The sequence below is a fragment of the Mesorhizobium sp. M0522 genome (assembly GCF_040321085.1).
Classification (GTDB): domain Bacteria; phylum Pseudomonadota; class Alphaproteobacteria; order Rhizobiales; family Rhizobiaceae; genus Mesorhizobium.
The window spans coordinates 147,718-169,974 of the sequence record NZ_JAMYQW010000003.1; the positions used below are offsets into that span (position 1 = coordinate 147,718).

A 22,257-nucleotide genomic window follows, 5' to 3' on the forward strand; every position below is an offset into this window, starting at 1 on the left:
TCGCCGGACCGCCGGCACGTGCAAATGATGCCTCAGAACATGCCCTTGATTTTCGCCCACCATCCCGTTTCCTGCTCATGGTGCGGGCGCTCGACATTGTTGGTAAGCGCATTGACGAATGTGACGAGATTGACCGATGCGAAATCCAGGCCATGGAAATTCGCCCGCCAGCGGCCCTCCTTGTCGATCACATGGGTGATGGTGCCGTGCATCTGATAACCATCATCCGTCAGCGTGAACTTGTGGCCGAAGGCCTCCGCCAGTCTGCGGGTCGCATCCTCCGGCTGATCCTCCATCGTGGTCAGGAACAGCCAATTGACGGGATCGAGCCCGTGCGCCGGCCCGTATTTGCTGAGCACGTCCGGCGTGTCCCTGGTCGGGTCGGTGGTGATGGTCACAAAGCTGACCCGGTCCTTCATCGGCGTGCCGTTCACCATTTTCTGGATCTCGGCGATCTTCTCGGCATGAAGGGGGCACACATCCGGGCACGACGTGTAGATGAAGTGGAGGACGACCACCTTGCCGCGCAGATCGGCCGTCCGCACGACACGCCCGTCGGCGGCGCGCAGCGTGAAATCAGGCGCCGGCTTGTCGATCGGCTGGAAATATTTCTCGTCGGCCTCAAGCGTGGCGTCGATTTCGTCGAGCGAGTGGGCTTGCGCCTGATACGAAAAGCCCGCGGTCAGCGCCGCAATGGCAATTACGTTTAGCAGCAAGCACCTCCATTCGTTCAAAGCCGATGCAACGCAGCGAGCCTTTAGCCCGAACATATCTGTCCCTTTCTCACTTGGCGGCGATGCGGCTGCGGATGAAGTCGACCATGTCGGGGGCGTCCCATTCGGCCGGCCCAATCAGCCGGCCGATCTCCTTGCCGTCGCGGTCGACCAGCAGGGTTGCCGGAAGGCCGACGCTTCCGATGGCGAACATGGCCCTGCCCGAGACGTCGATGTTGAGGGCGAGGTGCTTGATGCCGATGTCGGCGAAGAACTTCTTCACAATCTCAGGACCGGCGCGGTCCATGGACAACGCGACGACCTCGAAATCCGGACCGCCGAGTTTGGCCTGTAGGCGATCGAGCGTCGGCATCTCCTTGCGGCAGGGCGCGCACCATGTCGCCCAGACGTTAAGCAGCACGACCTTGCCGTGGAAATCCGCAAGCATTTTCGGCTTGCCATTGCCATCCTCGAAGCTGATTTCCGGCACGGGGACGGGCGCCTCGTGAACGGCAAAGTTCTGCGGCGGCTCAGCGGCTGATACCGGCCACGAAAACGCCAGCAGCATGCCAACCAGGACCATGGCCAGTTTGCTCACAATGTCCTCACTCGGTCGCGTAGACGGTGGGCGCCTTGCCGTCCTTGGTGAAGGCGTAGACGACGAAGGGGCCTTGCTTCTCGCCACCCATGCCTGGGGCGCCGGCCGGCATGCCGGCGAGCGTTATGCCGGTGATGGCAGGGCGCTCGGTCAAAAGCTTCTTGACGATCTCGACCGGCACCAGGCCATCGACGATATAGCCGTCGACCATCAGCGTGTGGCAGCCTTCGAGGTCGGCCGGCACGCCGGCATCGCTGCTGATCTGGGAGAGATTGTTGACCGGCTTGATGTCGACCTTGAAGCCGTTGTGCTCGAGATAGTTGGCGTAGGACTCGCAGCAGCTGCATTGCGGGTTCTTGTACATGACGGCGTTGATCGTTGCGGCGAAGGCGGGCAGCGGCGTTGCGATCAGCAGGGACAGGGCGGCAAGTCGGTAGGTCAGTTTCATTGCAGTTCTCCTTGGTTGGATAAAAGTTTCAGGTCACACGGAACGCCGTCATCAGGCCGGCCATCTGGTGATCGGCGACATGGCAGTGCAGCATCCAGTCGCCCGGATTGTCGGCGACGAAGGCGCATTCGAGCGTATCCTTGGGGGCGAGCAGCACCGTGTCCTGCCATTGCCGGTGCGGCACCGGCGAGCCGTTGCGCGAGATGACCGACAGGCTGAAGCCGTGGACATGCATGGGATGCCACCAGGCGGTTTCGTTGCGCATGGTGAGATGGCAGGTGGCGCCGCGTGACAGCGTGAACTGCGGCGCCATGCCGGCATGGCCGTCGCCGGTCATCGACATGCCGTTGATCGCCCAGGCCGCACCGCCGTTCATGCCCATCATCCCCATGCCCATCATGCCGCCGACGCCCTTGAGCTTGCCGCCGCCCATCATGCCGCCCTGCAGCACGATCTCCTGGCGCTCGGCGCCAGCGAGGTCGGGCTGGGGCAAGGGGTTGCGCGGCAGGCCGACAGGCGTGTCGAGCGGATGGGTTCTCAGCGGCGGCGCTGCGTCATAGGCCAGCGTGGTCAGCGTATAGGCGAGGCCGTCGTAGAAATCGTCGATCACCGCGTGGCGGCTGCCGGGGTGGCCCTGCATGTCGAGCACGATGTCGATGCGCATGGCGGGCGCCAGCACCAGGCGACCGCCCTCCGGTTCATGCGGATCGCAGGGCTGGCCGTCGATGGCGACGACGACCGGACGGTGGCCTTCGAAGCGCAGCGCCATCATGCGGGCAAGCGAGGCATTGGCGAGCCGCAGCCTGACGCGCTCGCCGGCCCGCACCTTCTGGTCCGCCGGCGGCGCACCGTTGAGGGTCACGAGGCCGCCGACGCGGCCGGACATGGCGGCATCCATCGCGCTGCCGAAGCCGCCGGCGATCTGTCCATCGGCCGCAAGCCGCCAGTCCTGCAGCAGCCACAGAATGTCACGGTCGACGGCGACCGGCTCGACCTCCTCGACGACCAGTGCGCCGGCAAGGCCACGGCCGAGCTGGACCAGGCTGTTGGCGTGCGGGTGATACCAGAAGGTGCCGGCATCGGGCGGGGTGAATTCATAGATGAAATTTTCACCTGGCCTGATCGGCTTCTGCGTCAGGCCGGGCACGCCATCCATGGCGTTCGGCAGCCGGATGCCATGCCAGTGAACCGTGGTGTCTTCGTCCAGTCCGTTCTCGACGATGATCCGAGCGGGCTGCCCCTGGCGCAAGCGCAGTGTCGGGCCGGGGATCGTGCCATCATAGGCCCATACCGGAGTGCGCGGACCATCAGGGCCGGCGAACCGTGCCTGGCCCGGCGCCACCCTGATCCGGTATTCGCCCGTGGCCATCGCCAGCGCAGGGCGGATCGGCGCGGCGGCAATGCTTGCTACCGCAAGCAGGAATTTGCGGCGCGTTATGAACGGATTTGAAACGGAATTCACTTTTGTGACCCTTGCGGTAACCGACGGCGAACGTCGCGACGTCGATTGAATTGCTACCGCGCCCGCTGCGCAGTACGCGCAACCGGGCGATCAAACGCCGCTAATCAGCCGTGGAACGGCAGAAACGGCGTCAGACGAGAGCGCTGGGTCTTGGAGGGAATGGCTCGGGCAGCAGACTTCGCCCGTGCAGGAACGGGGCGGGACGCGCCGACGGCAGCTCGGGCTGCGGCAGTCCCGTCACGGGGAGAGCCTCCGGCAGCACCGCCAGAACCGGTGCGACACAGGTCGGCGCACATTGCATCGGTTTGTCATTGCCGGCCGAGCCCTTGAGGCAAGCGTTGCAGTCACCGTCCCTGGCATCGGCCATCTTGGCCATGTCGGCGTCGGTGGTGCCGGTATCTGCGGCCATGGTCATGTGCCCGTCGACTGCCATCCTGGCCGACATGACGGCAGCTTGAGCGGCGGACAGGCTGAACCCGGCGGTCACGACGACCGCGAGAAGCATGACCAGGAGGTGTTTTGGTGACAGGCGCGCCATCATCCGCTCAGGTTGACCGTAAAGTGCGGCTTTTGCAAGCTCCGGATGCCGCGACATCGGGGCTGACGCGAGCTCTGCTCTGGCAAATCAATGGTGAGGATGCTCGCATTTATCGTGATCCGCCAGCACCTCGATGACACGGCATTCGCAGACTTTTCCGTGCCGGCAGCCTTCGACCATATGCTCCAGCTCGGCTTTCAATGCTGTAAGGCTGCGTATCCGCTGAACCACGTCGGCCAGACGCGCCTGGGCAATGGCGTCGGCGGTCGCACAAGGCTGGCTGGGATTATCCTGCAGCGTCAGCAGCGCCCTGATGGCTTCGATCTCGAACCCCAACTCGCGCGCGTGCCTGATGAAGGCGAGCCGGCGCAAGTCTGCCGCTTCATAATGCCGGCGATTGGTTTCGCTGCGGGCAGGGGCAGGAAGCAACTCGATCTGCTCATAGTAGCGGATGGTTGGAACCTTCACGCCGCTGTGTCGGGCCGCTTCACCGATGGTCATACCTGCTGGCATTTTCGCTTGCTCCTCTAGTCGCTAGAGGATGTAGCGTCGCGGTCGAAGATACAAGAGGTTCACCATGGCTGCGACCAAACAACAGACCCGCTACCGCGTGGAAGGCATGGATTGCGCCGGTTGCGCCAGCAAAATCGATACGGCCGTGCGGCGGATGCCTGGTGTTCAGGACATCAACGTATCCGTTTCGGCGGGCACTCTGACGGTCACTCATACTCCCGAAAGCAATCTCGGCGCGATCGAGAGGAAGGTCACCGGCCTCGGCTACGCCGTCGCTCCGCTGACCTCCAAGTCTGGGACGCCGGCGTCCGATCAATCCGCCGACAACCATGCCGACGGAAGGCGCAATCACGACGAGAACGTAGCGGGGTTACATGATAACGATGATGCGCCGGCGTCGGAGCTATGGTGGGACAGCGCCAAGGGCCGCCTGGCCATCGCCAGCGGAGTCGCCTTGGCCGTGGCTTTCGCGATTGATTACGCCTGGCCCGCGACCGGCCAGTGGGCCTTCATCGCCGCAATGCTGCTCGGCCTGACTCCGATCGCGCGCCGAGCGGCCATGGCCGCAGCGGCAGGCATTCCGTTCACAATCGAAATGCTGATGACTGTGGCGGCGGCCGGGGCCGTCATCATCGGTGCCGGCGAGGAAGCGGCGACGGTGGTCTTCTTGTTCCTGATCGGCGAGTTGCTCGAAGGGGTTGCGGCCGGCAACGCACGGTCCAGTATTCAAGCGCTCACGACTCTCGTTCCCAAAACCGCGTTCGTCGAGAAAGACGGCCAGACCCGCGAGGTGCCGGCAGAAAGCCTGGCTGTGGGCGCCATCATCCTCGTGCGGCCGGGCGACCGGATTCCGGCTGACGGCGAGATCACCGAAGGCGGGAGCGCCATCGATGAATCACCCGTCTCCGGTGAAAGCGTGCCGGTGCGCAAGGACGTCGGCGACACGGTCTTTGCCGGCACTATCAACGGCGACGGCGTGCTGCGCGTCAAGGTGACGGCGACCGCCGCAGACAACACGATTGCACGCGTGATCAAGCTGGTCGAGGAGGCGCAGGAAAACAAGGCGCCGACCGAGCGCTTCATCGATCGCTTTTCGCGCTGGTACATGCCCGGCGTTGTCGCCGTCGCGGCGCTCGTGGCCACCACACCGCCGCTGCTCTTGGGCGGCGATTGGAACGAATGGATATACAAGGGGCTGGCGCTGCTGCTCATCGGCTGCCCGTGCGCGCTGGTCATTTCAGTTCCGGCGGCGATCGCGGCGTCGCTTTCGGCCGGAGCCCGGCGCGGCCTGCTGATGAAAGGTGGGGCGGTGCTGGAAGGGCTCGCGACCATCACCGCCGTGGCGCTCGACAAGACCGGCACGCTGACGCTCGGCAAGCCACAGGTCACCGATGTCGTTGCGGTGGGTGCCAGTGAACGCGACATCCTTTCGCTCGCGGCAGCGCTTGAGATCGGCTCGAGCCATCCCCTCGCTTTGGCCATCCTCCAAAGGGCCAAAGCCGGCAACATTCCCGTGCCGCCTGCCGCCGAAGCCAAAGCGATCGGCGGTAAAGGGGTTATCGGTCGTGTCGGCGGCAAGAACCTGTTTCTGGGATCGCCAGTCGCGGCGGGCGAGATAAACCTGCTGCCAGCAGACCAGGCGGCACGCATCGTGGCATTGAACGATGAAGGCAAGTCAGTGGCGGTGCTGCTTGTAGACAACGCGCTGGCCGGCTTCATTGCCATGCGCGACGAACCCCGGCCGGATGCTTTCGCCGGGCTAAAGGCGCTGACCAATGCAGGCATCAGGACAGTCATGCTAACCGGCGACAATAAGCGCACGGCGGCTGCCATTGGCAAACAGCTCGGCATCGAGGCGCGCGCCGAACTGCTCCCGGAGGACAAGCAGCGCATCCTCGGCGAGTTGAAGGGGCAGGGGCTTAGGGTAGCCAAGGTCGGCGACGGCATCAACGATGCGCCGGCACTTGCCGCGGCCGATGTCGGCATTGCCATGGGCGGCGGCACCGATGTGGCTCTTGAAACGGCTGACGCTGCGGTGCTGCATGGACGCGTCGGCGACGTTGCGGCCATGATCAGGCTGTCCCAAGCAAGCATGGCCAACATCAAGCAGAACGTCACCATTGCGTTGGGCCTGAAGGCAGTGTTCCTGGTGACGACGATCGCCGGCATCACCGGCCTCTGGCCCGCCATTCTCGCGGACACCGGGGCGACGGTGCTGGTGACGGCCAATGCCATGCGGCTGTTGCGGTGGAAGAGCAGCTGGTAAGAGCGACAACGGCATCGTGTTAGGGCAGACCATGCAGCAAGCCATCACGTCGGACGGCCTTCGCCGGGTGGTGCTTGTCGTCGCACTGCTGAACCTGGGTTATTTCGGCATTGAATTCGCCGTCGCGCTGGCGATCGGCTCGGTGTCGCTGTTCGCCGACAGCGTCGATTTTCTGGAAGATGCCTCGGTCAATCTCCTCATACTGCTCGCCATGGGATGGTCGCTGCGTGCCCGCTCGCGGGTCGGCATGGCGCTGGCGCTTATCCTGCTGGTGCCGGGCCTGGCGACGCTGTGGACCGCGTGGGAAAAGTTCAACATGCCGGTGCCGCCGCAGCCAACGGCTCTGACGCTGGCGGGGTTGGGCGCTCTCGCGGTCAATCTGTCATGCGCCTACATGTTGGCGCGCTACCGCCATCACAGCGGCAGTCTTACCAGGGCGGCATTCCTCTCGGCCCGCAACGATGCGGTCGCCAATGTTGCGATCATACTGGCCGGATTGGTGACGGCCTTCCTGTGGCGCTCGGCGTGGCCGGATCTGATCGTCGGCCTGGGAATCCCGGCACTGAATGCAGACGCGGCGCGCGAGGTCTGGGGGGCAGCTCGGGAAGAGCACCGGGCCATTTCGTGAACTCCAAAACGCTCAGCGCGCTGCCGATTGCCACTCCGCCAATGCAGCAGTCAGCCGGAAACCTGCGCGATCTCTAATATAATCGCACCCTTTCAAAGCGGGCGGAGGGAGAACCGCTCATAAGTAAAATCGGAGGAAAACCATGAACAGCATGAGCCTCACCACACTTGGACGAAGTCGACCGGGTCGAAGCGGTGAAACGATGAACCGCTCAAGGCCACGCACGTCATCAAAAGGCCCGCGTCCCTGATGGAGGACGCGGGCCCGATTTTCGGCGGCATGCCCTAGGCAGGTATCAAGACGGCGATGCGGTGGATGCCGACCACCTTGCTGGTGTTGGCTGCCTCGTCGGTCTTGCCCTTGGAGCAGGTGTACACGTCACCTTCCTTGAGCTTGAATTTCTTGTCCGCCTTCTTGATCGTGAATTCACCGGCAGCAATGGTGCAGACCATGTCGTTGTCCATCACCATTTGAGGGGCGGCTGCTCCGGGCTGAAAGACTATATCGACAATTGAGATGCTCTTGTAAGCGGGGATATCGGAATTGCCGGTGCCGACCTCGACCAATCTGACGCCGGGGGCTATCTCCTTGCCTTCCTTCGGGCCGTATTTCTTGACCTTTGCAGCAGCCGCCAGCGTGAACAAAGGCGTTACCGCTGCCGCCGTCACGCCGAGCGCGATTGCAGACCTGCGATTTATGGTTTTCATCGCATCCTCCCATTTTATGTTTGGCCACGCACCAATGCGCATGACCACAATATATTAACACATATGCAGATAATTGCAGCACGGCGTTTCGGAGCTTCCGGGAGCGAACCGCCTCCCGGTCGAATGCGACCGAATAGCAAACAATTCCATGCTATGCTGACGAGCCATCAAACGGACGGCGGGGGATAGCAATGTTGGAAACGGACAAGGTATTCGCCGGCTCAATTCCGGAAAACTACGACCGCTATATGGTGCCGTTGATTTTCGAGCCGTTCGCCGCAGATCTTGCACGACGGGCAGCGTCCTTGTCGCCAAGCGCCGTTTTGGAAACCGCCGCGGGCACCGGGGTTGTCACCCGCGCATTGGCGCCAAAACTGTCCGCCGATGCAAGCTATGTCGTAACCGACCTCAACCAGCCGATGCTCGACTACGCCGCTTCGCGGCAAGCTCCCGACGATCGCATCAAATGGCGTCAGGCGGATGCTCTGGCGCTACCGTTTGAAAATGCGGCCTTCGATCTCGTTTGTTGTCAGTTCGGCGCGATGTTCTTTCCCAACCGCTCATCTGCCTACCGCGAAGCCCGGCGAGTCCTGAAGCCCGGAGGACATTTTCTATTCAGCGTATGGGATCGCATCGAGGAGAACGTGTTTGCCGACGATGTGACGAACGCTCTCGCAAGGATTTTTCCGAACGATCCGCCGCGCTTTCTGGCACGCACGCCGCATGGCTACCACGATACGGCACTGATCCGTAGCGAGCTGGAGGACGCAGGTTTTTCCGGTGTGGTGATCGAGACGAGGGCCGAACAAAGCCGTGCCTCCTCGCCGCGTCTTCCGGCCGTTGCTTATTGCCAGGGCACTCTCCTTCGCAATGAAATCGAGGCCAGAGAGGCGGGAAAACTGGACGCTGCAACCGACTACGCCGCAGCCGCGATTGCAGACAGGCATGGCAGCGGCGAGGTTGCTGCCAAAATCCAGGCTCACATAGTGGTGGCTGTGGCCTAGGTGTTGGATATCCCGCTCCGGCACTTGGCGACATTCAGCTGCTGTGCGGCAAACATCTTGCCGCTATCCCGAATTCTCAGACATTAACGTTCATTCGCCCGAGTGGCAGGTCGACAAGTGCCAGGTCGATAATCGCCGGTCTGACCGATCGCCGGGGCTTGATGGCGGCGGCTGCCGGCCGCAAGATTCCGGTCGGCCCGGCTTCACTTTCGCAGCCATGGCCGACTCCGCCCAGCAAGGTCTAGTCATTTCGCTTTCTTGACTCGGCCGACAAAAACGGGCAGCAAAGTCATCATTGGAGGGCAGTTTTGCCAACTATGCAGGTTTTGGAGGGCGTTTTTCGGTGTGACCGTCGCCCAATCGGCGGTCGGTAGAGGGATTGGTTAACCAACTTTGTCCATCTTTTGAATCAATCGGCAACAGACGCGAAGCGTGCTGGGGGCACCAGGCGAACTGTGAATGTCACGGCTGCGAAATCCGCTAGCCGGCATCGGCCGATTGAGAGTGGTTGAATGGCGTTTGTAAGTGCGAAAACCCGGGGTGACAGTCCTGCAACTGGATTGACTTCGATGAGGCCCGGCCTGCGCTGGGTCGCGGTTCCGGCCGTCGGCGCAGCCATTGCTTTATGGTCGGTGGCGACCTTGGCCGGCCTTTATTCGATGGGAACTTCGCTCACCGCCGCTTCCAACGGTCTCCCGCAAAGCCTGCTCGCGCCGCGCACCATCGCGCTTGCCGATCCTCGCCGCAGCCTTGCAAAGGCGCAGGCCCCGACATGGGCCGCGGCCAACGCGGCGCTGTCGGCCAAGCTGCTGCAGCACGGGTGCGATGCCAACTGCCTGCGGTCGGCGTCGAACTTCGTCCACCAGGGAAAATCGGCCCGCCTCAAGCGCAACACCGTGCCGCTTGTCGCCGATGCGTCGCGGCAATCGAGCTTCGACGACGTGGTCGCCAAGGCCGCGCTGTCGCCGCAAAAGCTTGCCGCCGCCTTTGCCCGTGCCTCAGCCCGCTCTCCCGTCATGCTCGCCAGCCTGCCGGCCCACGCCCGGTTCGCCGAGCCGGTACGCATACCCGACCCGAACGGCCCGGCACCGGTGCGCTTCGGGCCGGAGGTGGCGGAGATCGAACGCTCGTCGCGCCTGGCGCTGGCGCTGGCGAATACATTGCCGGAGCAGATGATCGATGTGCTCCCGGCAGCCATCGCGGCAAGCGAGCCCGCGGCTTCGCAAGAGCCGCAAGAACCTGAGGTCCAGCTAGCCTCGCTGCCGCCGCAAGACGACATGCCCGACAGCATTCCGCTGCCGACGCTGCGTCCGCGGGCGGACATCGATAAGCCGGCCGAGGCGCCGCGGGCTCAAGCGTCAAGAGATCAGGCGTCAAAAGACCAGGCGCCAAGGGCCCAGGCGCAAAAGGATCAAGCATCGAAAACGGAGCCGCCCAAGGCGCAGACCTCTAGGACCGCCAGGGCGAGCAAGGTGCAGACGGCCGACGCTCCGCCGGCCGAGACGCTACCCGGCAGCCTGTCGCCTCGCAATTCGTCACAAGCGGCAGTGCCGGCCGTGTCGGGCAAGCCGGGCAAACGGTCGAAGACGCAGGGCGGCGACATGCTGGCCTATGCCAAGCCCGACATGCCTTCCGGCGGTCTCGGCGGAGCCTTCAGGAACCTGTTCACCACGCCCAACATGGGTACTGGCGTCGCCGTCTACGACATCTCGGCCAAGACCGTCTATATGCCCGACGGCTCGCGGCTGGAGGCACATTCGGGACTGGGCGCGATGGTCGACCAGCCACGCTACGTCCACAAGAAGAATGTCGGCCCGACGCCGCCGGATACCTACAATCTGACGATGCGGGAATCGCGCTTTCACGGTGTCGAGGCGATCCGTCTGACGCCGGCCAGCGGCAGCAACAAATATGGCCGCGACGGCCTGCTCGCCCACACCTACATGCTGCGCGGCGGGCGCGCCGAATCCAATGGCTGCGTCGTCTTCAAGGACTATGCCCGCTTCCTCGCCGCCTACAAGAAGGGCAAGATCAAGCGGCTTGTAGTCGTGCCGCGGCTGTCGAAGCCGCTGACACGCGTCGCCCAAGAGGGGCGAGGCGCTTAGATTGCTCGCGGGCGGCGGAGAATGAAAGCCGCTCTGTAGCGTTCCTTCGCGCCCCCCTCTGTCCTGCCGGACATCTCCCCCACGAGGGCGGAGATCGGCAGTTTTCACGCTCCGCTCATTCCTGCAACGTTGGCGATTTGCGAAAACCGGCGTGATATCCAATCTCCCCCCAAGTGGGGGAGATGTCCGGCAGGACAGAGGGGGGCGCTGTCCCGCCGGCATCGCTGGCTTTGCAGTGTGGACTTCCCCGCCGGATTTCCAACAGATTGTCAGCAGCCGGCCGCGAAACGGTTTTCATTCCCGGCCGAGGATATTATGACTGACCCGTAGGGGCGGCTCCAGCTTCAAACAATCACGAGGACATCATGACAATACGCGCTGTCGTTTGGGGCGAGAACATCCATGAGCGGACCAACGAGGTGGTCGCGGGCATCTATCCCGACGGCATGCATGCGACGATCGCCAATGCACTGAAGCTCGACCCGGAGATATCAGTGTCGTGGGCAACGCTGGAGCAGCCGGAGCATGGGCTGCCGGCCGACCGTCTGGCCGAGACCGATGTCTTGCTGTGGTGGGGGCACAAGGACCATGGCGCCGTCGCCGACGAAGTGGTCGAGCGCGTGGCGCGCCGCGTCTGGGAAGGCATGGGGCTGATCGTTCTCCATTCCGGCCATTTCTCGAAAATCTTCAAGAAGCTGATGGGCACGCCCTGCACGCTGAAATGGCGCGAGGCCGGCGAGCGCGAACGGCTCTGGGTGACCAGCGCAAGCCATCCGATCGCCGCGGAACTTGGCGAGTATTTCGAGCTCGAGAACGAGGAGATGTACGGCGAGCAGTTCGCCGTGCCGGAGCCGCTCGAAACCGTCTTCATCTCCTGGTTCCAGGGCGGAGAAGTGTTCCGGTCGGGGCTGACCTATCGTCGCGGCGCCGGCAACATCTTCTATTTCAGGCCAGGCCATGAGACCTATCCGACCTATCACGAGGCCAATGTCCAGAAGGTGCTGCGCAATGCGGTGAAATGGGCGCACAACCCGCAAGGCTCCAATCCGGCCATCCTCGATGCGCCGAACGTACCGGTGGAGAAGGCGCTCGAACCGATCGTCGAGCGCGGCGGAAAACTTCATTCCGCGGGCGAAGCCGGCTTTCGCTAGGCCAAATCCATGATCGAACAAGAAGATAAAGCCCTGTCCTAAGGATAAGAATCATGCGTCTGTTGATACTCGGAACCGGCTGGATGGCGGAGGAGCACGCCAGGCAGTTCGGCAAGATCGAGGGCGTCGAACTGATCGGCGCCGTCGATCTCGACCGCACGCGCGTCGACAAGTTTTCGGACATCTACGGTATCCCCAACCGCTTCGCGTCGCTGGACGAGGCGCTGGCATGGGGCAAGTTCGACGCGGTGGCGAACGTGACGCCCGATCGCATCCACCATCCGACCACCATGATGCTGATCGCGGCGGGCAAGCCGGTGCTGTGCGAAAAGCCGCTCGCCGAAAATTACCAGAGGGCCAGTGAAATGGCCGATGCGGCCGAGCGGGCCGGCATCATCAACATGGTCAACCTGACCTATCGCAATGTCGCGCCGCTGCAGAGAGCGCGCGCCATAGTGCTGGCAGGCGAGATCGGCACGGTCAGGCATGTCGAGGCGTCCTATCTGCAGAGCTGGCTGATATCCAAGTTCTGGGGCGACTGGCGCACCGATCCGAAATGGCTGTGGCGGCTGTCGCGCGGCCATGGCTCCAATGGCGTGCTGGGTGACGTCGGCATTCACATTCTCGATTTCGCCAGCTATGGCGCGGCGCTCGACATCGACCATGTGTTCTGCCGCCTGCGGTCCTTCGACAAGGCGCCCGGCAACCGGATCGGCGAATACGAGCTCGACGCCAACGACAGTTTCACCATGGCGCTCGATTTCAGCAATGGCGCTTTCGGCGTCGTCCATGCCAGCCGCTGGGCGACGGGCCATCTCAACGAGCTCCGACTGCGCATCTACGGCGACAAGGGTGGCATCGAAGTCGTGCACAATCTGACCGGCTCGGAGCTGAAAGCCTGCATCGGCGAGGATGTCGAGAACGCCAAATGGCAAGTTCTGGACGCCGGAACGGTGCAGACCAACTACCAGCGCTTCGTCGATGCGGTGCGCAGCGGCCTCCAGGCCGAACCGTCATTCCGCCATGCGGCCGAATTGCAGAAGGTGCTCGACCTCGCAGTCGTGTCGGATGAGAAGCGGGCCGAATTGAGCACCGATACGCAGTGATATCGTTCAGGGAATCGTGAGAGGAACCAGCCATGGTCACGCGGCGCGCCGAATGTTCCTGCGCTCAGCTGTCAGCCACCTGCTCGGGCGAGCCGCAGCCGCTGCAACGAAGTAGGGCGGCTTTGATCGGAACGAGATTTTTCGCCGAATAATGGGTGAATGTCCGCCCTGGAGGTGGTGAGGCCGATATCGGAACGGCAGAAATGGGTCGATTCGAGCCGTTGCGCGAGGGGAGCTTTTGAGAAGCGCCATGAATGTCGCGATATTGGCGCTACCTACTCGTTCCCATCGACGAGACGAATGGCAGCATTCCATCACCGTTCCCGGTCCTCGGCGGCGGACGCGATGAACGGCTCGATTGAGCCCGAAACGAACTTCTGTCACGTTGGTAACCTGGCGCCACCTCCTCAGCAAGATATGTGCTATTCTGAGGCTATGCCCGCGCCCTCCGACCGATCACCCGACAAGTCGCCGGAAGACGGTGCAGTTGCATCGGATCCGTATGCGGAGCTAGCCAATCGCGGCGATTGGTCCAGGCTTCACCGCGAACTGTCAGACAGAGACCGCTGCAGTGAACTTGGCGGCGCCGAGCTCCAGCGCCTCGGGGAAGCCGCCTACATGCTTGGGCGCGAGGAGGAATTCGTTCGGGACTACGAAAGGGCCTTCGAAGAGCATCTCCGGAACGGACGCGAACGATCCGCAGCGCGTTGCGGCTTCTGGATCGGGCTCACCCTGATGTTTCGCGGTGAATTCGCCCAAGGCAGCGGATGGCTGACGCGCGCCAACCGGCTGGTCGAGGATCATACGCAGGAATGTGCAGAACACGGTTACCTTCAGCTCCCAATGGTCGAACAAAGCCTCGCCGCCGACAGTCCGGACGAAGCATTCGCGCACGCAACACGTGCCGCGGAGATCGGACAGCGCTGCGAAGATCCGGACCTCTTGGCTATCGCGCGCCACCTTCAGGGGCGGATATTGATCCTGCGCGGCGACTATGTGCGCGGTTTCGAACTGCTGGACGAGGTGATGGTTTCGGTCACCTCGGGCCGGCTCTCGCCGATCGTCACCGGGCTGGTCTACTGCAGCGTGATCGAGATCTGTCAGAAATTTCATGCCACGGGCCGGGCGAGGGAATGGACATCGGCGCTGGTCGGATGGTGCGCGGGACAGCCCGACATCGTTGCCTTCACCGGCAGATGCCTGATCCACCGGGCCGAAATCCTGATCCTCGACGGCCACTGGGACGAGGCCGGCCGCGAGGCCGGTGTCGCCAGCATCCGCCTTCAGCAGGGGCCCTCGAAGCACCACGCCGGTCCGGCATTCTACCAGAAGGGCGAGGTATTTCGCCTCCGCGGCCAATGGGACGAGGCCGATGCCGCCTATCGCGCAGCGAGCAGGCTCGGGTTCGATCCGCAGCCGGGGCTGGCGCTTATGCGATTTCAGCAGGGGCACGAGCAGCCGGCCCTTTCGGCGATCCGCCGCGCACTGCAGTCCGTCGACGACATGCCGGGCAAACTCCGCCTCTTGCCGGCTGCGGTGGAAATCACTCTCGCTATCGGTTCGGCCGATGACGCTTGGGAGCTGTGCGAAACACTGCACGACTGCGCGCGCCAATATTCCGCGGATGCAGTCCGCGCCGCAGCCGCTGAGGCTACCGCGCGGGTGCTGATCCATGCTGGTCGAGCCGCGGAGGCATTGGCCCATATCCGGCGCGCGGTAGCGATCCTCTGGGAGCTTCGGGCGCCCTATCATCTTGCCCGGATGCGGGTGCTGACAGCGCGGGCCTGTCTCGCAACCGGCGATACTGAAGCGGCGCGGACCGAACTGGACGAAGCGATAAGACTTTTCCGCGAGCTCGGCGCGCGCCCCGACGAAGCCGTTGCCGGCAAGCTGCGGGTCACTATGACGGCGACAGGCAGCGAAGTTCTCACCCCCAGACAGACGCAGGTTCTGCGCCTGATCGCGTCAGGCCTGACCAACCCGGAAGTTGCCGGCGAGCTCGGTCTGAGCCAGCGGACGGTAGACCGTCACGTTAGCGATATCCTGACGCGGCTGAACGTGCGCACGCGCGCGGCAGCCACGGCCTATGCGGTCGAGCACGCCCTGATCGGCATGGACGTGTTTGGGTAATCCTACCCAACCCCAAAATCCTCGTTGCGTGGGTACTTACGCCGAAGCGGGCAACCGTGGCGCGGGTCTAAACCTCATGGCGTGGTAAAGGCCACAGGAGGTTTCCCCGATGCCAACGAATAATAACAGCATGAGCGGGCCGGGCGGTGTCTGGCTCGCCACCGGAACGCTACTGCTGGCGGCTGCGCTCGTCTTCCACGGGCCACCGGACGCGGATTTGTCTGTTCAGATGCAGAATATCGCCGAGGGCCATGGGCGATGGGCTACGGTCCATTGGACGGCGGCAGCGGCGCTGTTCCTGATCGCCGGCGCTTCGTTCCTGAACCTGGCGCTCAACCCCCGGGTCCGGCATTCGCCGATGCTGAGTTCTGCCTGGATGGTGATGGCTCTCGGCGCCCTGACCACGTTCTCCACCGCAGTCGCCGAGGCATCGGTGGTCGCGGTCGCGGCCGACCGGGGTGACACCAACGCCTTCATGACCTGGTGGGCGTTTTCCGGCGGCATGGGTAACGGAGTCTGGGCGCTCGCCCTGGCGACAGCGCTTGTCGCGTATCACGACGCCCGCGATGACGTCGGGATACTGCCCCGATGGGCCGCGATCGTCGGCTCGGCGTTCGGTATCCTTTCGGCAACCGGGTGGACACTCGGTGAGCAGCTCGGGATCGGCATCGGAGGTCCGATCTGGCTGATTTCCTCGCTTCTCATGTGCCTGTGGCTCGCGTGGTACGGGCTGTCCTCAAGGAGCGTCCGGTCGGGCAAGCCACAGCACAAAGCGCCTGATCCAGCATCATCTTAAGACAGGAGGAAAAAATGTCCCTTCAAACGAAGGAAATCGAAGCGACGATCCACGACATCCACGAATTCTTCACCGACTGGGTGACGGGCCGATGTCGTGGCGACGATGCGACGTTCAAGAAGAACGCGCTCGACCGGATCAGCGAAGATCTGGTCGCCATCATGCCAGGCGGCAGGGCGTTCGGGAAAAAAGACTTCGCAGGTTACATGAAGAGCATCTACGGATCGAATCCGGCCTTCCGTATCAAGATACGCGACATCCGGATCAGCCATCAAAGCGCCGACCTGGCGGTCGTGAACTACCACGAATGGCAACGCGACGCGAAGGACTCCGATCAACCGAACAATGGCCGGGTCACGACGATGGTGGTCCGCGATCGCGGCTACAGCCGGGGGCCCGAGATCTTGCAAGTTCATGAAACCTGGCTCCCAGCCGATGTCGTTCAGTCCGCGGATTTCGCGTTCTGAGAAGCGTCGGTCCAAAACGGGCAGAGAAAGGAATTGCGCTGGCGGGACCATCGGCTCTGCCGGCGTCATCGAGCCAGAACTGTGCTTCTTTCAGCCCGTCGGCTGGGTCGAGATCAGCGCCGACCCTCTGGCGACGTTTGGCTGAAGACGCCGGCCACGGCCGGCTGACGTTTTAGGTCAAAACCCAATCATTCTGAACGACCGAGTTGAACCCTCTGCAGACCTCTCGGCATGCTGTGTAAACCACGTCCGTTAGTTGATATTGAGGGCCAGGGACTCGGCCGCTATATTGAAAGCGTGATGCGCTTTCTCTAATTCGCAAGTTGCTTCTTCCGCCTGCCTGCTCGCTATTAACAATATTCTTGTCCGATTTTTTCGTTTGGGAGGCCGGCATGTCAGGATTGTATATCAATCAATTAGAGCGCCTAAAGACGGCGAGAGCGGAAGAGCTTTTGACTGCGGATCGGTTAGAGGATGGAAAGATTGCTAACGTAGCTCCACCGCCTATCCCGAGTGACAAGCGCATTAAGATTGAGCGTGGCGACAGAGCTGTGACCAAGGTCACGGTGCGCGAGTCCTAAGGTCGATTTCCACTCATCTCGGTCGCAGCCGGCAGTCAGCTAATTGAGTTGTTAGCCCTAATGCCGCAGGATCTTGCTCAGAAAAGCGCGGCTGCGGTCGGTCTTCGGGTTGGAGAAGAACTCATCCGGCGTGCCGCTCTCGACAATGGCGCCGGCGTCCATGAACACGACGCGCTGGGCGACCTTGCGGGCAAAGCCCATTTCGTGCGTCACCACCATCATGGTCATGCCTTCCTCGGCCACGGCGACCATGACGTCGAGCACTTCCGAGATCATCTCGGGATCGAGCGCCGAGGTCGGCTCGTCGAACAGCATGATCTTGGGGCGCATGCCGAGGCAGCGCGCGATCGCCACGCGCTGCTGCTGGCCACCAGACAGCTGCGCCGGATAGGCGTTCACCTTGTCGGCGAGGCCGACCTTGGCGAGCAATTCGCGCCCGGCCTTCTCGGCTTCAGCGCGCGGGATCTTGCGGACATGGATGGGCGCCAGGGTGACGTTCTCGAGCGCCGTCTTGTGCGGGTAGAGGTTGAACGACTGGAAGACGAAGCCGATCTCGGTGCGCAGCCGCGTCATGTTGGTGGCGGGGTCGCCGAGGCGCTGGCCGTCGACCGTCAGGTCGCCGTCCCGGATCGTCTCCAGCCCATTGATGCAGCGGATCAGGGTGCTCTTGCCCGAGCCGCTCGGGCCGCAGACGACGACCACTTCGCGCGGCTCGACGCTCAACGTAATATCCCTGAGCACGTTGAGCGTGCCGAACCATTTGTTGACGCCGCGAAATTCGATCATGCCGGTTTTGGTCATATTGCCGGACCCTTGAGGTTCGATGTCACAACTGCACCTCGCCATGCGCCGCGCCCATGCGTTGCTCCAGCCGGCGTGCCAGCATGATCAGGGGGTAGCAGACGATGAAGTAACCGAGCCCGACGAGGAAGAAGACCAGCAGGCCGTTCGGCACACGCTGCACCACCAGCCAGCCGACGCGGGTAAGGTCGGTGAGGCCGATGGCCGAGACCACCGAGGAATCCTTGATCAGCAGCACATATTGCCCGACCAGCGGCGGCAGCACGATGCGCATCGCCTGCGGCAGCACCACCTGGCGCATGCGCTGCCAGCGCGACAGGCCGGACGCAAGTGCTGCCTCGACCTGGCCGGTCGGCACCGAGCGGATGCCGGCGACGACGATCTCGCAGATGAAGCAGGCGGCCAGATTGGTCAGCGCGATGATGCCGGCAGTGAAGGCGTCGAGCTCGATGCCGAGTTCCGGCAGGATGAAGAAGATCAGGAAGATCTGCACCAGGAACGGCGTGCCGCGGATCAGGTCGACCCAGGCGCCGATCGCGCCGCTGATCAGCCGGTTGCCGCCGGTTCGAAGGATGCCGAGGCCAAAGCCGAGCAGCGTGCCCAGCACGAGGCTGATCAGCGACAGCACCACGGTCATGCCGAGCCCGCGCAAGGCGAGGGGATAGCTGCCAGCGATGCTTTGCAGCTGCTGCCAGATCATGTCCGTGCCCCCGCGAGGCCGAGCCAGCGCCCGGAGAGCGCCGCCAGTCCCTTCAGCCCGTAATAGAGCAGGAGGTAGAAGGCGGCGATGGTGATGAAACCTTCGGCCGGCATGAAGCGGTCGGAGGCGAGCAATTGTCCGGCACGCGTCAGTTCGGCGACCGAGATCAGCGACAACAGCGCGGAATCCTTGACCAGCACGATTGCCTGGCCGAGCAGCGGCGGGATCGTCACCTTGAACGCCTGCGGCAGGATGACCAGGCGCATGCGCTGGACATAGGTCATGCCCGAAGCGACGCCGGCCTCGACCTGGCCGCGCGGGATCGACAGGATGCCGGCGCGGATGATCTCGGCGACGTAGGCGCCGCTGTTCAGCGACAGGGCTAAGATGCCGACGACGAGCTCGGGCAGGACGAAGCCGAGCCGCGGCAGGCCGAAATAGAGGAAATAAAGCTGCGCCAGGAGCGGCGTGGCGCGCACCGCGTCGATATAGGCCTTGGCCGGGACGCGGAACAGCCGGCCGCGCTGCAAATTCATCGCGGCGAGCACGATGCCGACGGCGAGCGCGCCGGCAAAGGAGAGCGCAGACAGCCACACGGTCGTGACGAGGCCCTGCCCGAACAGGGGCAGATATTCGACAATGGTGCGGAAGCTGAAGTTTTCGAGCATGGTGGGGCGGTGAATGTGAATAGTGAATGGTGAATAGTGAATGGTGAATAGTGAATAGTGAGTAGTGAGTAGGGCGTACGCGAGTAGCGAGTAGCGAGTAGCGAGTAGCGAGTAGCGAGTAGCGAGTAGCGAGTAGCGAGTAGCTCTTCTCTGCTCCCTACTCCCTACTCCCTACTTACTATTCACCATTCACCATTCACCATTCACTCTACTCAGTGATCCTTCTTCCAGGCGTCGGAATTCACCCAGTAATCGAGGTTCTTCTGCAGGCGGCCGTCGAGGCTGACCTGGTCAAGGAACAGGTTCATCCAGACCAGCAGGTCCTGCTCGTCATAGCGCGTGGCGAAGGCCAGCGGCTCCTTCGACAGCATGTCCGGCATGATGATGAAGCTGCCGGCCGGATAGGCGGTCGACTGGCCCTTGACCGCCGAGACGTCGTTGACGCCGCAATCGGCCTGGCCGTTGTTGACGGCGTCGAGCAGCAGCGGGCCGCCGCCCTTGTAGCTCTTGATGTCGGCATCGGGGAAGGCGGCCTTGGCTTCCTTCTCGCCGGTGGCGCCGAGTAGCACTGCGATCTTGGTGCCCTTGGCCTTGCAGTCCTCGGTGGACTTGAAGGCGGTCCCAGCCTTGGTGAAGACTGTGCTGCCCGTGTACATGTAAGGCTTGGTGAAGGCGACCTTCATTCCACGCGCCAGTGTCGGGGTCATGTCGGCGACCAGAAGATCGGCCTTGCCCGACAGCAGCGCCGGGATCAGGCCGTCCCAGTCGAAGTCGAGGAAGGTGATCTTGACGCCCATTTCCTTGGCCATCAGTTCGGCGAGTTCGACCGAACTGCCGGTGCGTTCGCCGGCAGCACCCACCAGCGAGAAGGGTGGTCCTTGCGTCTGCACGGCGACGCGCAACTCACCGCGCTTGGTGATCTCGTCGAGCGTTCCCGCACTGGCGGCAGCGGTGAGGCCGGCGAGCGCAAGGCCGGCGATGAAAAGCTTGGCAATGTTCATTTGGGCATTCCTCCTTGTTGTCGTTTGTTGTTCCACTTGTTGTTTCACCCCATCGGGGTGCCTTTTGAGCGGCGGCGCCGTTGCCGGCGGCAACCACCGTTCGAAAATCGTCAATCCCAGCTCACCGTTTCGGCGACATTGATGCCGCGCCTGGCGAGCTCATCGAGGAAGCGGCCATCGGGCACATGCAGCAGCGGGTTGAGCAGGCCGGGCGCGGCGATCTCGCGCCGTGCCAGCATCTGCGCCACGATGCTGGCGGGATAGCCGACGCCGAGGCTCATGCCGAACAGGCCGGAGGCGAGGTCGCGTTCGATGACCAGCTCCGAGGTCACCGTCTTGCGGCGGCCGCCTTCGCTGCCGACAAAGACGTTGCGCATGACGCAAAGGTCCTTTTCGTCCGCGCCATATTGCAGTTGCGGGCCGAGCAGCCGGCCGAGGAATTCGCGTGGGCTAACGCCGGTGCCGGGCACCTTGTCCTCGGACAGGAAGCCGAGCTGCTTCAGCGGCGCCCAGAACGCCGACCAGCCGGGCCAGCGCAGCGAATAGCGGCCGGAGCGCTGCAGCCCCTTGGCGGCGGCGAGCATGCCGGCATAATGCGGCGCGTCGCCATTGGGGAAGGCTTCCAGCCTGCCCAGCCCCGCCACCTCGATCTCGTGGATGAAGCGATTGTCGTGCTGGCGGGCGGCCGGCACATCGACCCGTTTGCCGTTCTCGACCAGTACACTGTCGCGGTTCTGGCTGACCAGAACCATGTCGAAATTCCAGCTCACCTTGTAGCGCAGCGGCTCGACCACCGCTTTCGGCTCGGGAATGCCGCCGCAGTAGGAATCGATCGCGGTGATGGTGTCGAACTGGCTTGCGGCGCGCGCGTAGAGCACAAGGTCGATGCCGGGGTCGAGCCCGCATTCGGTCACGATCGAAACGCCGGCCTTTTCGGCCTCGGGCGCGAGGTCGCCGATGGCCTTGCCGTAATTGGTGGTGACCAGCGGCGTGCGCGTGGCGATCGCCGCCTGCACCGCCTCGCGCATCAGCGGTTGCGGCAACAGGTCGATGACCGCGTCGACGTCCTTCATCACATCGGCCAGCACCGGACCGATCGCGCCCTCCGGCACGACGAAACGCACCTGGGCAAGGTCGGTCAGGCCGCCAAGCCGCGCAGCGCCGTCGGTTGCGGTGTCGACACAGACCACCTGCTCGATACCGTCGCTGGCAACGAGGTCGGCGATCGCCGCCCGGCCTTGCAGGCCTAGGCCGCCGAGAACCGCGATCTTCATGCCATTTCCTTCCGCGTCTCGTCCGACCAGCAGCCTTCCGGCAGGCTGACCCATTTGTTGCAGGACGCCATGACGACGAAGGTTTCGCTGCGCACGACCTCGCCCGGCTCACCGGCGCCGGGGATCAGCTCGCTGGTGACGCGGTAGAGATCGGCGACATCACCGGCCACGGTCACGTCGACGATGATGTCGAAGCGTCCGGTGACGACGGCGGCCGAGTTCACGAAAGGCAGTTCGGAGATGCGCTGCGCCAGTTCCCGGGCGCGGCCGCGTCCCTGCGCATTGATGCCGACGATCGCCGAGATCAGCTCGGGGCGTTCGGTCAGGTTGAGCAGCCCGACGATCTTGAGCAGGTTGCGGTCGAGCAGGTTGCGCAGCCGCATGCGCACCGTCGGCACCGAGATCGCCATCTTCTCGGCGAGGCGGTTGACGCCAAGCTGCGCATCTTGCGACAGCAGCTTGACCAGTCGCCGGTCGGTCTGATCCAGATGTTCCCGCAAACGCTCAGGCTTTCATAAAAGGAAAGAAACTATCGTATTTTCTTTCTGATATGAAAATACCTTATGAGAGATTTTTAATAACGGCAAGAGCCATGTCATC

Annotated in this window: 23 protein-coding genes; 9 read left to right on the forward strand and 14 right to left on the reverse strand. The window is 63.2% G+C overall.

The features are described from left to right. Positions 1 to 32: 32 nt before the first annotated feature. The 6 genes from NKI58_RS05560 to NKI58_RS05585 form a co-directional block, all read right to left on the reverse strand. The gene (locus NKI58_RS05560) at positions 33 to 716 is read right to left on the reverse strand and encodes an SCO family protein (RefSeq protein WP_352904388.1); all 684 of its coding nucleotides are present in this window, start codon (positions 714 to 716) and stop codon (positions 33 to 35) included. A 67-nt stretch (positions 717 to 783) separates the two neighbouring features. Then, positions 784 to 1,311 carry a TlpA family protein disulfide reductase gene (locus tag NKI58_RS05565; protein ID WP_352784315.1) on the reverse strand — a complete coding sequence of 176 codons (528 nt, stop codon included), beginning with the start codon at positions 1,309 to 1,311 and terminating at the stop codon, positions 784 to 786. Positions 1,312 to 1,318: 7 nt separating this feature from the next. After that, positions 1,319 to 1,759: a DUF411 domain-containing protein gene (locus NKI58_RS05570; RefSeq protein ID WP_352452325.1), complete on the reverse strand. Its 441-nt coding sequence runs from the start codon at positions 1,757 to 1,759 to the stop codon at positions 1,319 to 1,321. A gap of 28 nt (positions 1,760 to 1,787) precedes the next feature. Next, positions 1,788 to 3,221, reverse strand: coding sequence for a multicopper oxidase family protein (locus tag NKI58_RS05575; protein ID WP_352853086.1), 1,434 nt, complete (start codon positions 3,219 to 3,221; stop codon positions 1,788 to 1,790). 130 nt (positions 3,222 to 3,351) lie between these two features. Beyond that, complete coding sequence (locus tag NKI58_RS05580; protein ID WP_352826566.1) at positions 3,352 to 3,759, reverse strand: hypothetical protein; 408 nt, start codon at positions 3,757 to 3,759, stop codon at positions 3,352 to 3,354. Positions 3,760 to 3,846: 87 nt separating this feature from the next. Further along, positions 3,847 to 4,272 (reverse strand): MerR family transcriptional regulator, encoded by a 426-nt coding sequence (locus tag NKI58_RS05585; RefSeq protein WP_352853088.1) that lies wholly within the window; start codon positions 4,270 to 4,272, stop codon positions 3,847 to 3,849. 64 nt (positions 4,273 to 4,336) lie between these two features. On the opposite strand from NKI58_RS05585, the gene NKI58_RS05590 reads away from it, so the two are divergent. Beyond that, the gene (locus NKI58_RS05590; protein ID WP_352826567.1) at positions 4,337 to 6,538 is read left to right on the forward strand and encodes a heavy metal translocating P-type ATPase; all 2,202 of its coding nucleotides are present in this window, start codon (positions 4,337 to 4,339) and stop codon (positions 6,536 to 6,538) included. Positions 6,539 to 6,569: 31 nt separating this feature from the next. Further along, on the forward strand, positions 6,570 to 7,166 hold the full coding sequence (locus NKI58_RS05595) for a cation efflux transmembrane domain-containing protein (RefSeq protein WP_352853089.1): 597 nt from the start codon (positions 6,570 to 6,572) through the stop codon (positions 7,164 to 7,166). Between the two features lie 284 nt (positions 7,167 to 7,450). Here NKI58_RS05595 and NKI58_RS05600 read toward each other — a convergent pair whose 3' ends face one another. Then, entirely contained in the window at positions 7,451 to 7,873 is a 423-nt protein-coding gene (locus NKI58_RS05600) for a hypothetical protein (protein ID WP_352755614.1), read from the reverse strand. A 191-nt stretch (positions 7,874 to 8,064) separates the two neighbouring features. Between NKI58_RS05600 and NKI58_RS05605 the strand changes: the two genes are divergently transcribed. The 4 genes from NKI58_RS05605 (at position 8,065) to NKI58_RS05620 (ending at position 13,239) form a co-directional block, all read left to right on the forward strand. After that, positions 8,065 to 8,877 (forward strand): class I SAM-dependent methyltransferase, encoded by an 813-nt coding sequence (locus tag NKI58_RS05605; protein WP_352569094.1) that lies wholly within the window; start codon positions 8,065 to 8,067, stop codon positions 8,875 to 8,877. Positions 8,878 to 9,446: 569 nt separating this feature from the next. Further along, positions 9,447 to 10,982, forward strand: a complete 1,536-nt coding sequence (locus NKI58_RS05610; RefSeq protein WP_352784326.1) for a DUF2778 domain-containing protein — start codon at positions 9,447 to 9,449, stop codon at positions 10,980 to 10,982. Positions 10,983 to 11,347: 365 nt separating this feature from the next. After that, positions 11,348 to 12,133, forward strand: a complete 786-nt coding sequence (locus NKI58_RS05615) for a ThuA domain-containing protein (RefSeq protein WP_352784329.1) — start codon at positions 11,348 to 11,350, stop codon at positions 12,131 to 12,133. A 53-nt stretch (positions 12,134 to 12,186) separates the two neighbouring features. Then, positions 12,187 to 13,239, forward strand: a complete 1,053-nt coding sequence (locus NKI58_RS05620) for a Gfo/Idh/MocA family protein (protein WP_352784332.1) — start codon at positions 12,187 to 12,189, stop codon at positions 13,237 to 13,239. 552 nt (positions 13,240 to 13,791) lie between these two features. Here NKI58_RS05620 and NKI58_RS05625 read toward each other — a convergent pair. Next, positions 13,792 to 14,094, reverse strand: a complete 303-nt coding sequence (locus NKI58_RS05625; RefSeq protein ID WP_198023562.1) for a hypothetical protein — start codon at positions 14,092 to 14,094, stop codon at positions 13,792 to 13,794. Between NKI58_RS05625 and NKI58_RS05630 the strand changes: the two genes are divergently transcribed. The 3 genes from NKI58_RS05630 (at position 14,083) to NKI58_RS05640 (ending at position 16,632) form a co-directional block, all read left to right on the forward strand. Beyond that, a complete protein-coding gene (locus NKI58_RS05630; RefSeq protein ID WP_352635985.1) occupies positions 14,083 to 15,369 on the forward strand; it encodes a LuxR C-terminal-related transcriptional regulator in 1,287 nt (428 codons plus the stop codon). The two genes, NKI58_RS05625 and NKI58_RS05630, sit on opposite strands and share 12 nt — an antisense overlap. 109 nt (positions 15,370 to 15,478) lie before the next feature. After that, entirely contained in the window at positions 15,479 to 16,165 is a 687-nt protein-coding gene (locus tag NKI58_RS05635) for a hypothetical protein (RefSeq protein ID WP_352826568.1), read from the forward strand. A 14-nt stretch (positions 16,166 to 16,179) separates the two neighbouring features. Further along, positions 16,180 to 16,632, forward strand: coding sequence for a nuclear transport factor 2 family protein (locus tag NKI58_RS05640; RefSeq protein ID WP_352784342.1), 453 nt, complete (start codon positions 16,180 to 16,182; stop codon positions 16,630 to 16,632). Between the two features lie 638 nt (positions 16,633 to 17,270). Here NKI58_RS05640 and NKI58_RS05645 read toward each other — a convergent pair. The 6 genes from NKI58_RS05645 to NKI58_RS05670 form a co-directional block, all read right to left on the reverse strand. Continuing rightward, positions 17,271 to 18,014, reverse strand: coding sequence for an amino acid ABC transporter ATP-binding protein (locus NKI58_RS05645; RefSeq protein WP_352578457.1), 744 nt, complete (start codon positions 18,012 to 18,014; stop codon positions 17,271 to 17,273). Positions 18,015 to 18,039: 25 nt separating this feature from the next. Further along, positions 18,040 to 18,714 carry an amino acid ABC transporter permease gene (locus tag NKI58_RS05650; protein WP_023677250.1) on the reverse strand — a complete coding sequence of 225 codons (675 nt, stop codon included), beginning with the start codon at positions 18,712 to 18,714 and terminating at the stop codon, positions 18,040 to 18,042. After that, positions 18,711 to 19,382, reverse strand: a complete 672-nt coding sequence (locus tag NKI58_RS05655) for an amino acid ABC transporter permease (protein ID WP_352475651.1) — start codon at positions 19,380 to 19,382, stop codon at positions 18,711 to 18,713. Before NKI58_RS05655 ends, NKI58_RS05650 begins: the two co-directional genes overlap by 4 nt. Before the next feature lie 212 nt (positions 19,383 to 19,594). Beyond that, positions 19,595 to 20,383, reverse strand: coding sequence for an ABC transporter substrate-binding protein (locus NKI58_RS05660; protein WP_352587204.1), 789 nt, complete (start codon positions 20,381 to 20,383; stop codon positions 19,595 to 19,597). A 110-nt stretch (positions 20,384 to 20,493) separates the two neighbouring features. Beyond that, positions 20,494 to 21,657 carry a saccharopine dehydrogenase family protein gene (locus NKI58_RS05665; protein WP_352784352.1) on the reverse strand — a complete coding sequence of 388 codons (1,164 nt, stop codon included), beginning with the start codon at positions 21,655 to 21,657 and terminating at the stop codon, positions 20,494 to 20,496. Next, the gene (locus NKI58_RS05670; protein WP_023677254.1) at positions 21,654 to 22,157 is read right to left on the reverse strand and encodes an Lrp/AsnC family transcriptional regulator; all 504 of its coding nucleotides are present in this window, start codon (positions 22,155 to 22,157) and stop codon (positions 21,654 to 21,656) included. The genes NKI58_RS05665 and NKI58_RS05670 overlap by 4 nt, the downstream gene beginning before the upstream one ends. Positions 22,158 to 22,257: the final 100 nt, after the last annotated feature.

Bases quoted from the DNA above. Each gene is read 5' to 3' on its own strand.
- NKI58_RS05660 (WP_352587204.1), bottom strand. From the start codon at position 20,383: ATGAACATTGCCAAGCTTTTCATCGCCGGCCTTGCGCTCGCCGGCCTC.
- NKI58_RS05645 (WP_352578457.1), bottom strand. From the start codon at position 18,014: ATGACCAAAACCGGCATGATCGAATTTCGCGGCGTCAACAAATGGTTC.
- NKI58_RS05580 (WP_352826566.1), bottom strand. From the start codon at position 3,759: ATGGCGCGCCTGTCACCAAAACACCTCCTGGTCATGCTTCTCGCGGTC.
- NKI58_RS05605 (WP_352569094.1), top strand. From the start codon at position 8,065: ATGTTGGAAACGGACAAGGTATTCGCCGGCTCAATTCCGGAAAACTAC.
- NKI58_RS05570 (WP_352452325.1), bottom strand. From the start codon at position 1,759: ATGAAACTGACCTACCGACTTGCCGCCCTGTCCCTGCTGATCGCAACG.
- NKI58_RS05655 (WP_352475651.1), bottom strand. From the start codon at position 19,382: ATGCTCGAAAACTTCAGCTTCCGCACCATTGTCGAATATCTGCCCCTG.
- NKI58_RS05590 (WP_352826567.1), top strand. From the start codon at position 4,337: ATGGCTGCGACCAAACAACAGACCCGCTACCGCGTGGAAGGCATGGAT.
- NKI58_RS05620 (WP_352784332.1), top strand. From the start codon at position 12,187: ATGCGTCTGTTGATACTCGGAACCGGCTGGATGGCGGAGGAGCACGCC.
- NKI58_RS05650 (WP_023677250.1), bottom strand. From the start codon at position 18,714: ATGATCTGGCAGCAGCTGCAAAGCATCGCTGGCAGCTATCCCCTCGCC.
- NKI58_RS05630 (WP_352635985.1), top strand. From the start codon at position 14,083: ATGGTCGAACAAAGCCTCGCCGCCGACAGTCCGGACGAAGCATTCGCG.
- NKI58_RS05595 (WP_352853089.1), top strand. From the start codon at position 6,570: ATGCAGCAAGCCATCACGTCGGACGGCCTTCGCCGGGTGGTGCTTGTC.
- NKI58_RS05600 (WP_352755614.1), bottom strand. From the start codon at position 7,873: ATGAAAACCATAAATCGCAGGTCTGCAATCGCGCTCGGCGTGACGGCG.
- NKI58_RS05585 (WP_352853088.1), bottom strand. From the start codon at position 4,272: ATGCCAGCAGGTATGACCATCGGTGAAGCGGCCCGACACAGCGGCGTG.
- NKI58_RS05665 (WP_352784352.1), bottom strand. From the start codon at position 21,657: ATGAAGATCGCGGTTCTCGGCGGCCTAGGCCTGCAAGGCCGGGCGGCG.
- NKI58_RS05610 (WP_352784326.1), top strand. From the start codon at position 9,447: ATGAGGCCCGGCCTGCGCTGGGTCGCGGTTCCGGCCGTCGGCGCAGCC.
- NKI58_RS05640 (WP_352784342.1), top strand. From the start codon at position 16,180: ATGTCCCTTCAAACGAAGGAAATCGAAGCGACGATCCACGACATCCAC.
- NKI58_RS05615 (WP_352784329.1), top strand. From the start codon at position 11,348: ATGACAATACGCGCTGTCGTTTGGGGCGAGAACATCCATGAGCGGACC.
- NKI58_RS05635 (WP_352826568.1), top strand. From the start codon at position 15,479: ATGCCAACGAATAATAACAGCATGAGCGGGCCGGGCGGTGTCTGGCTC.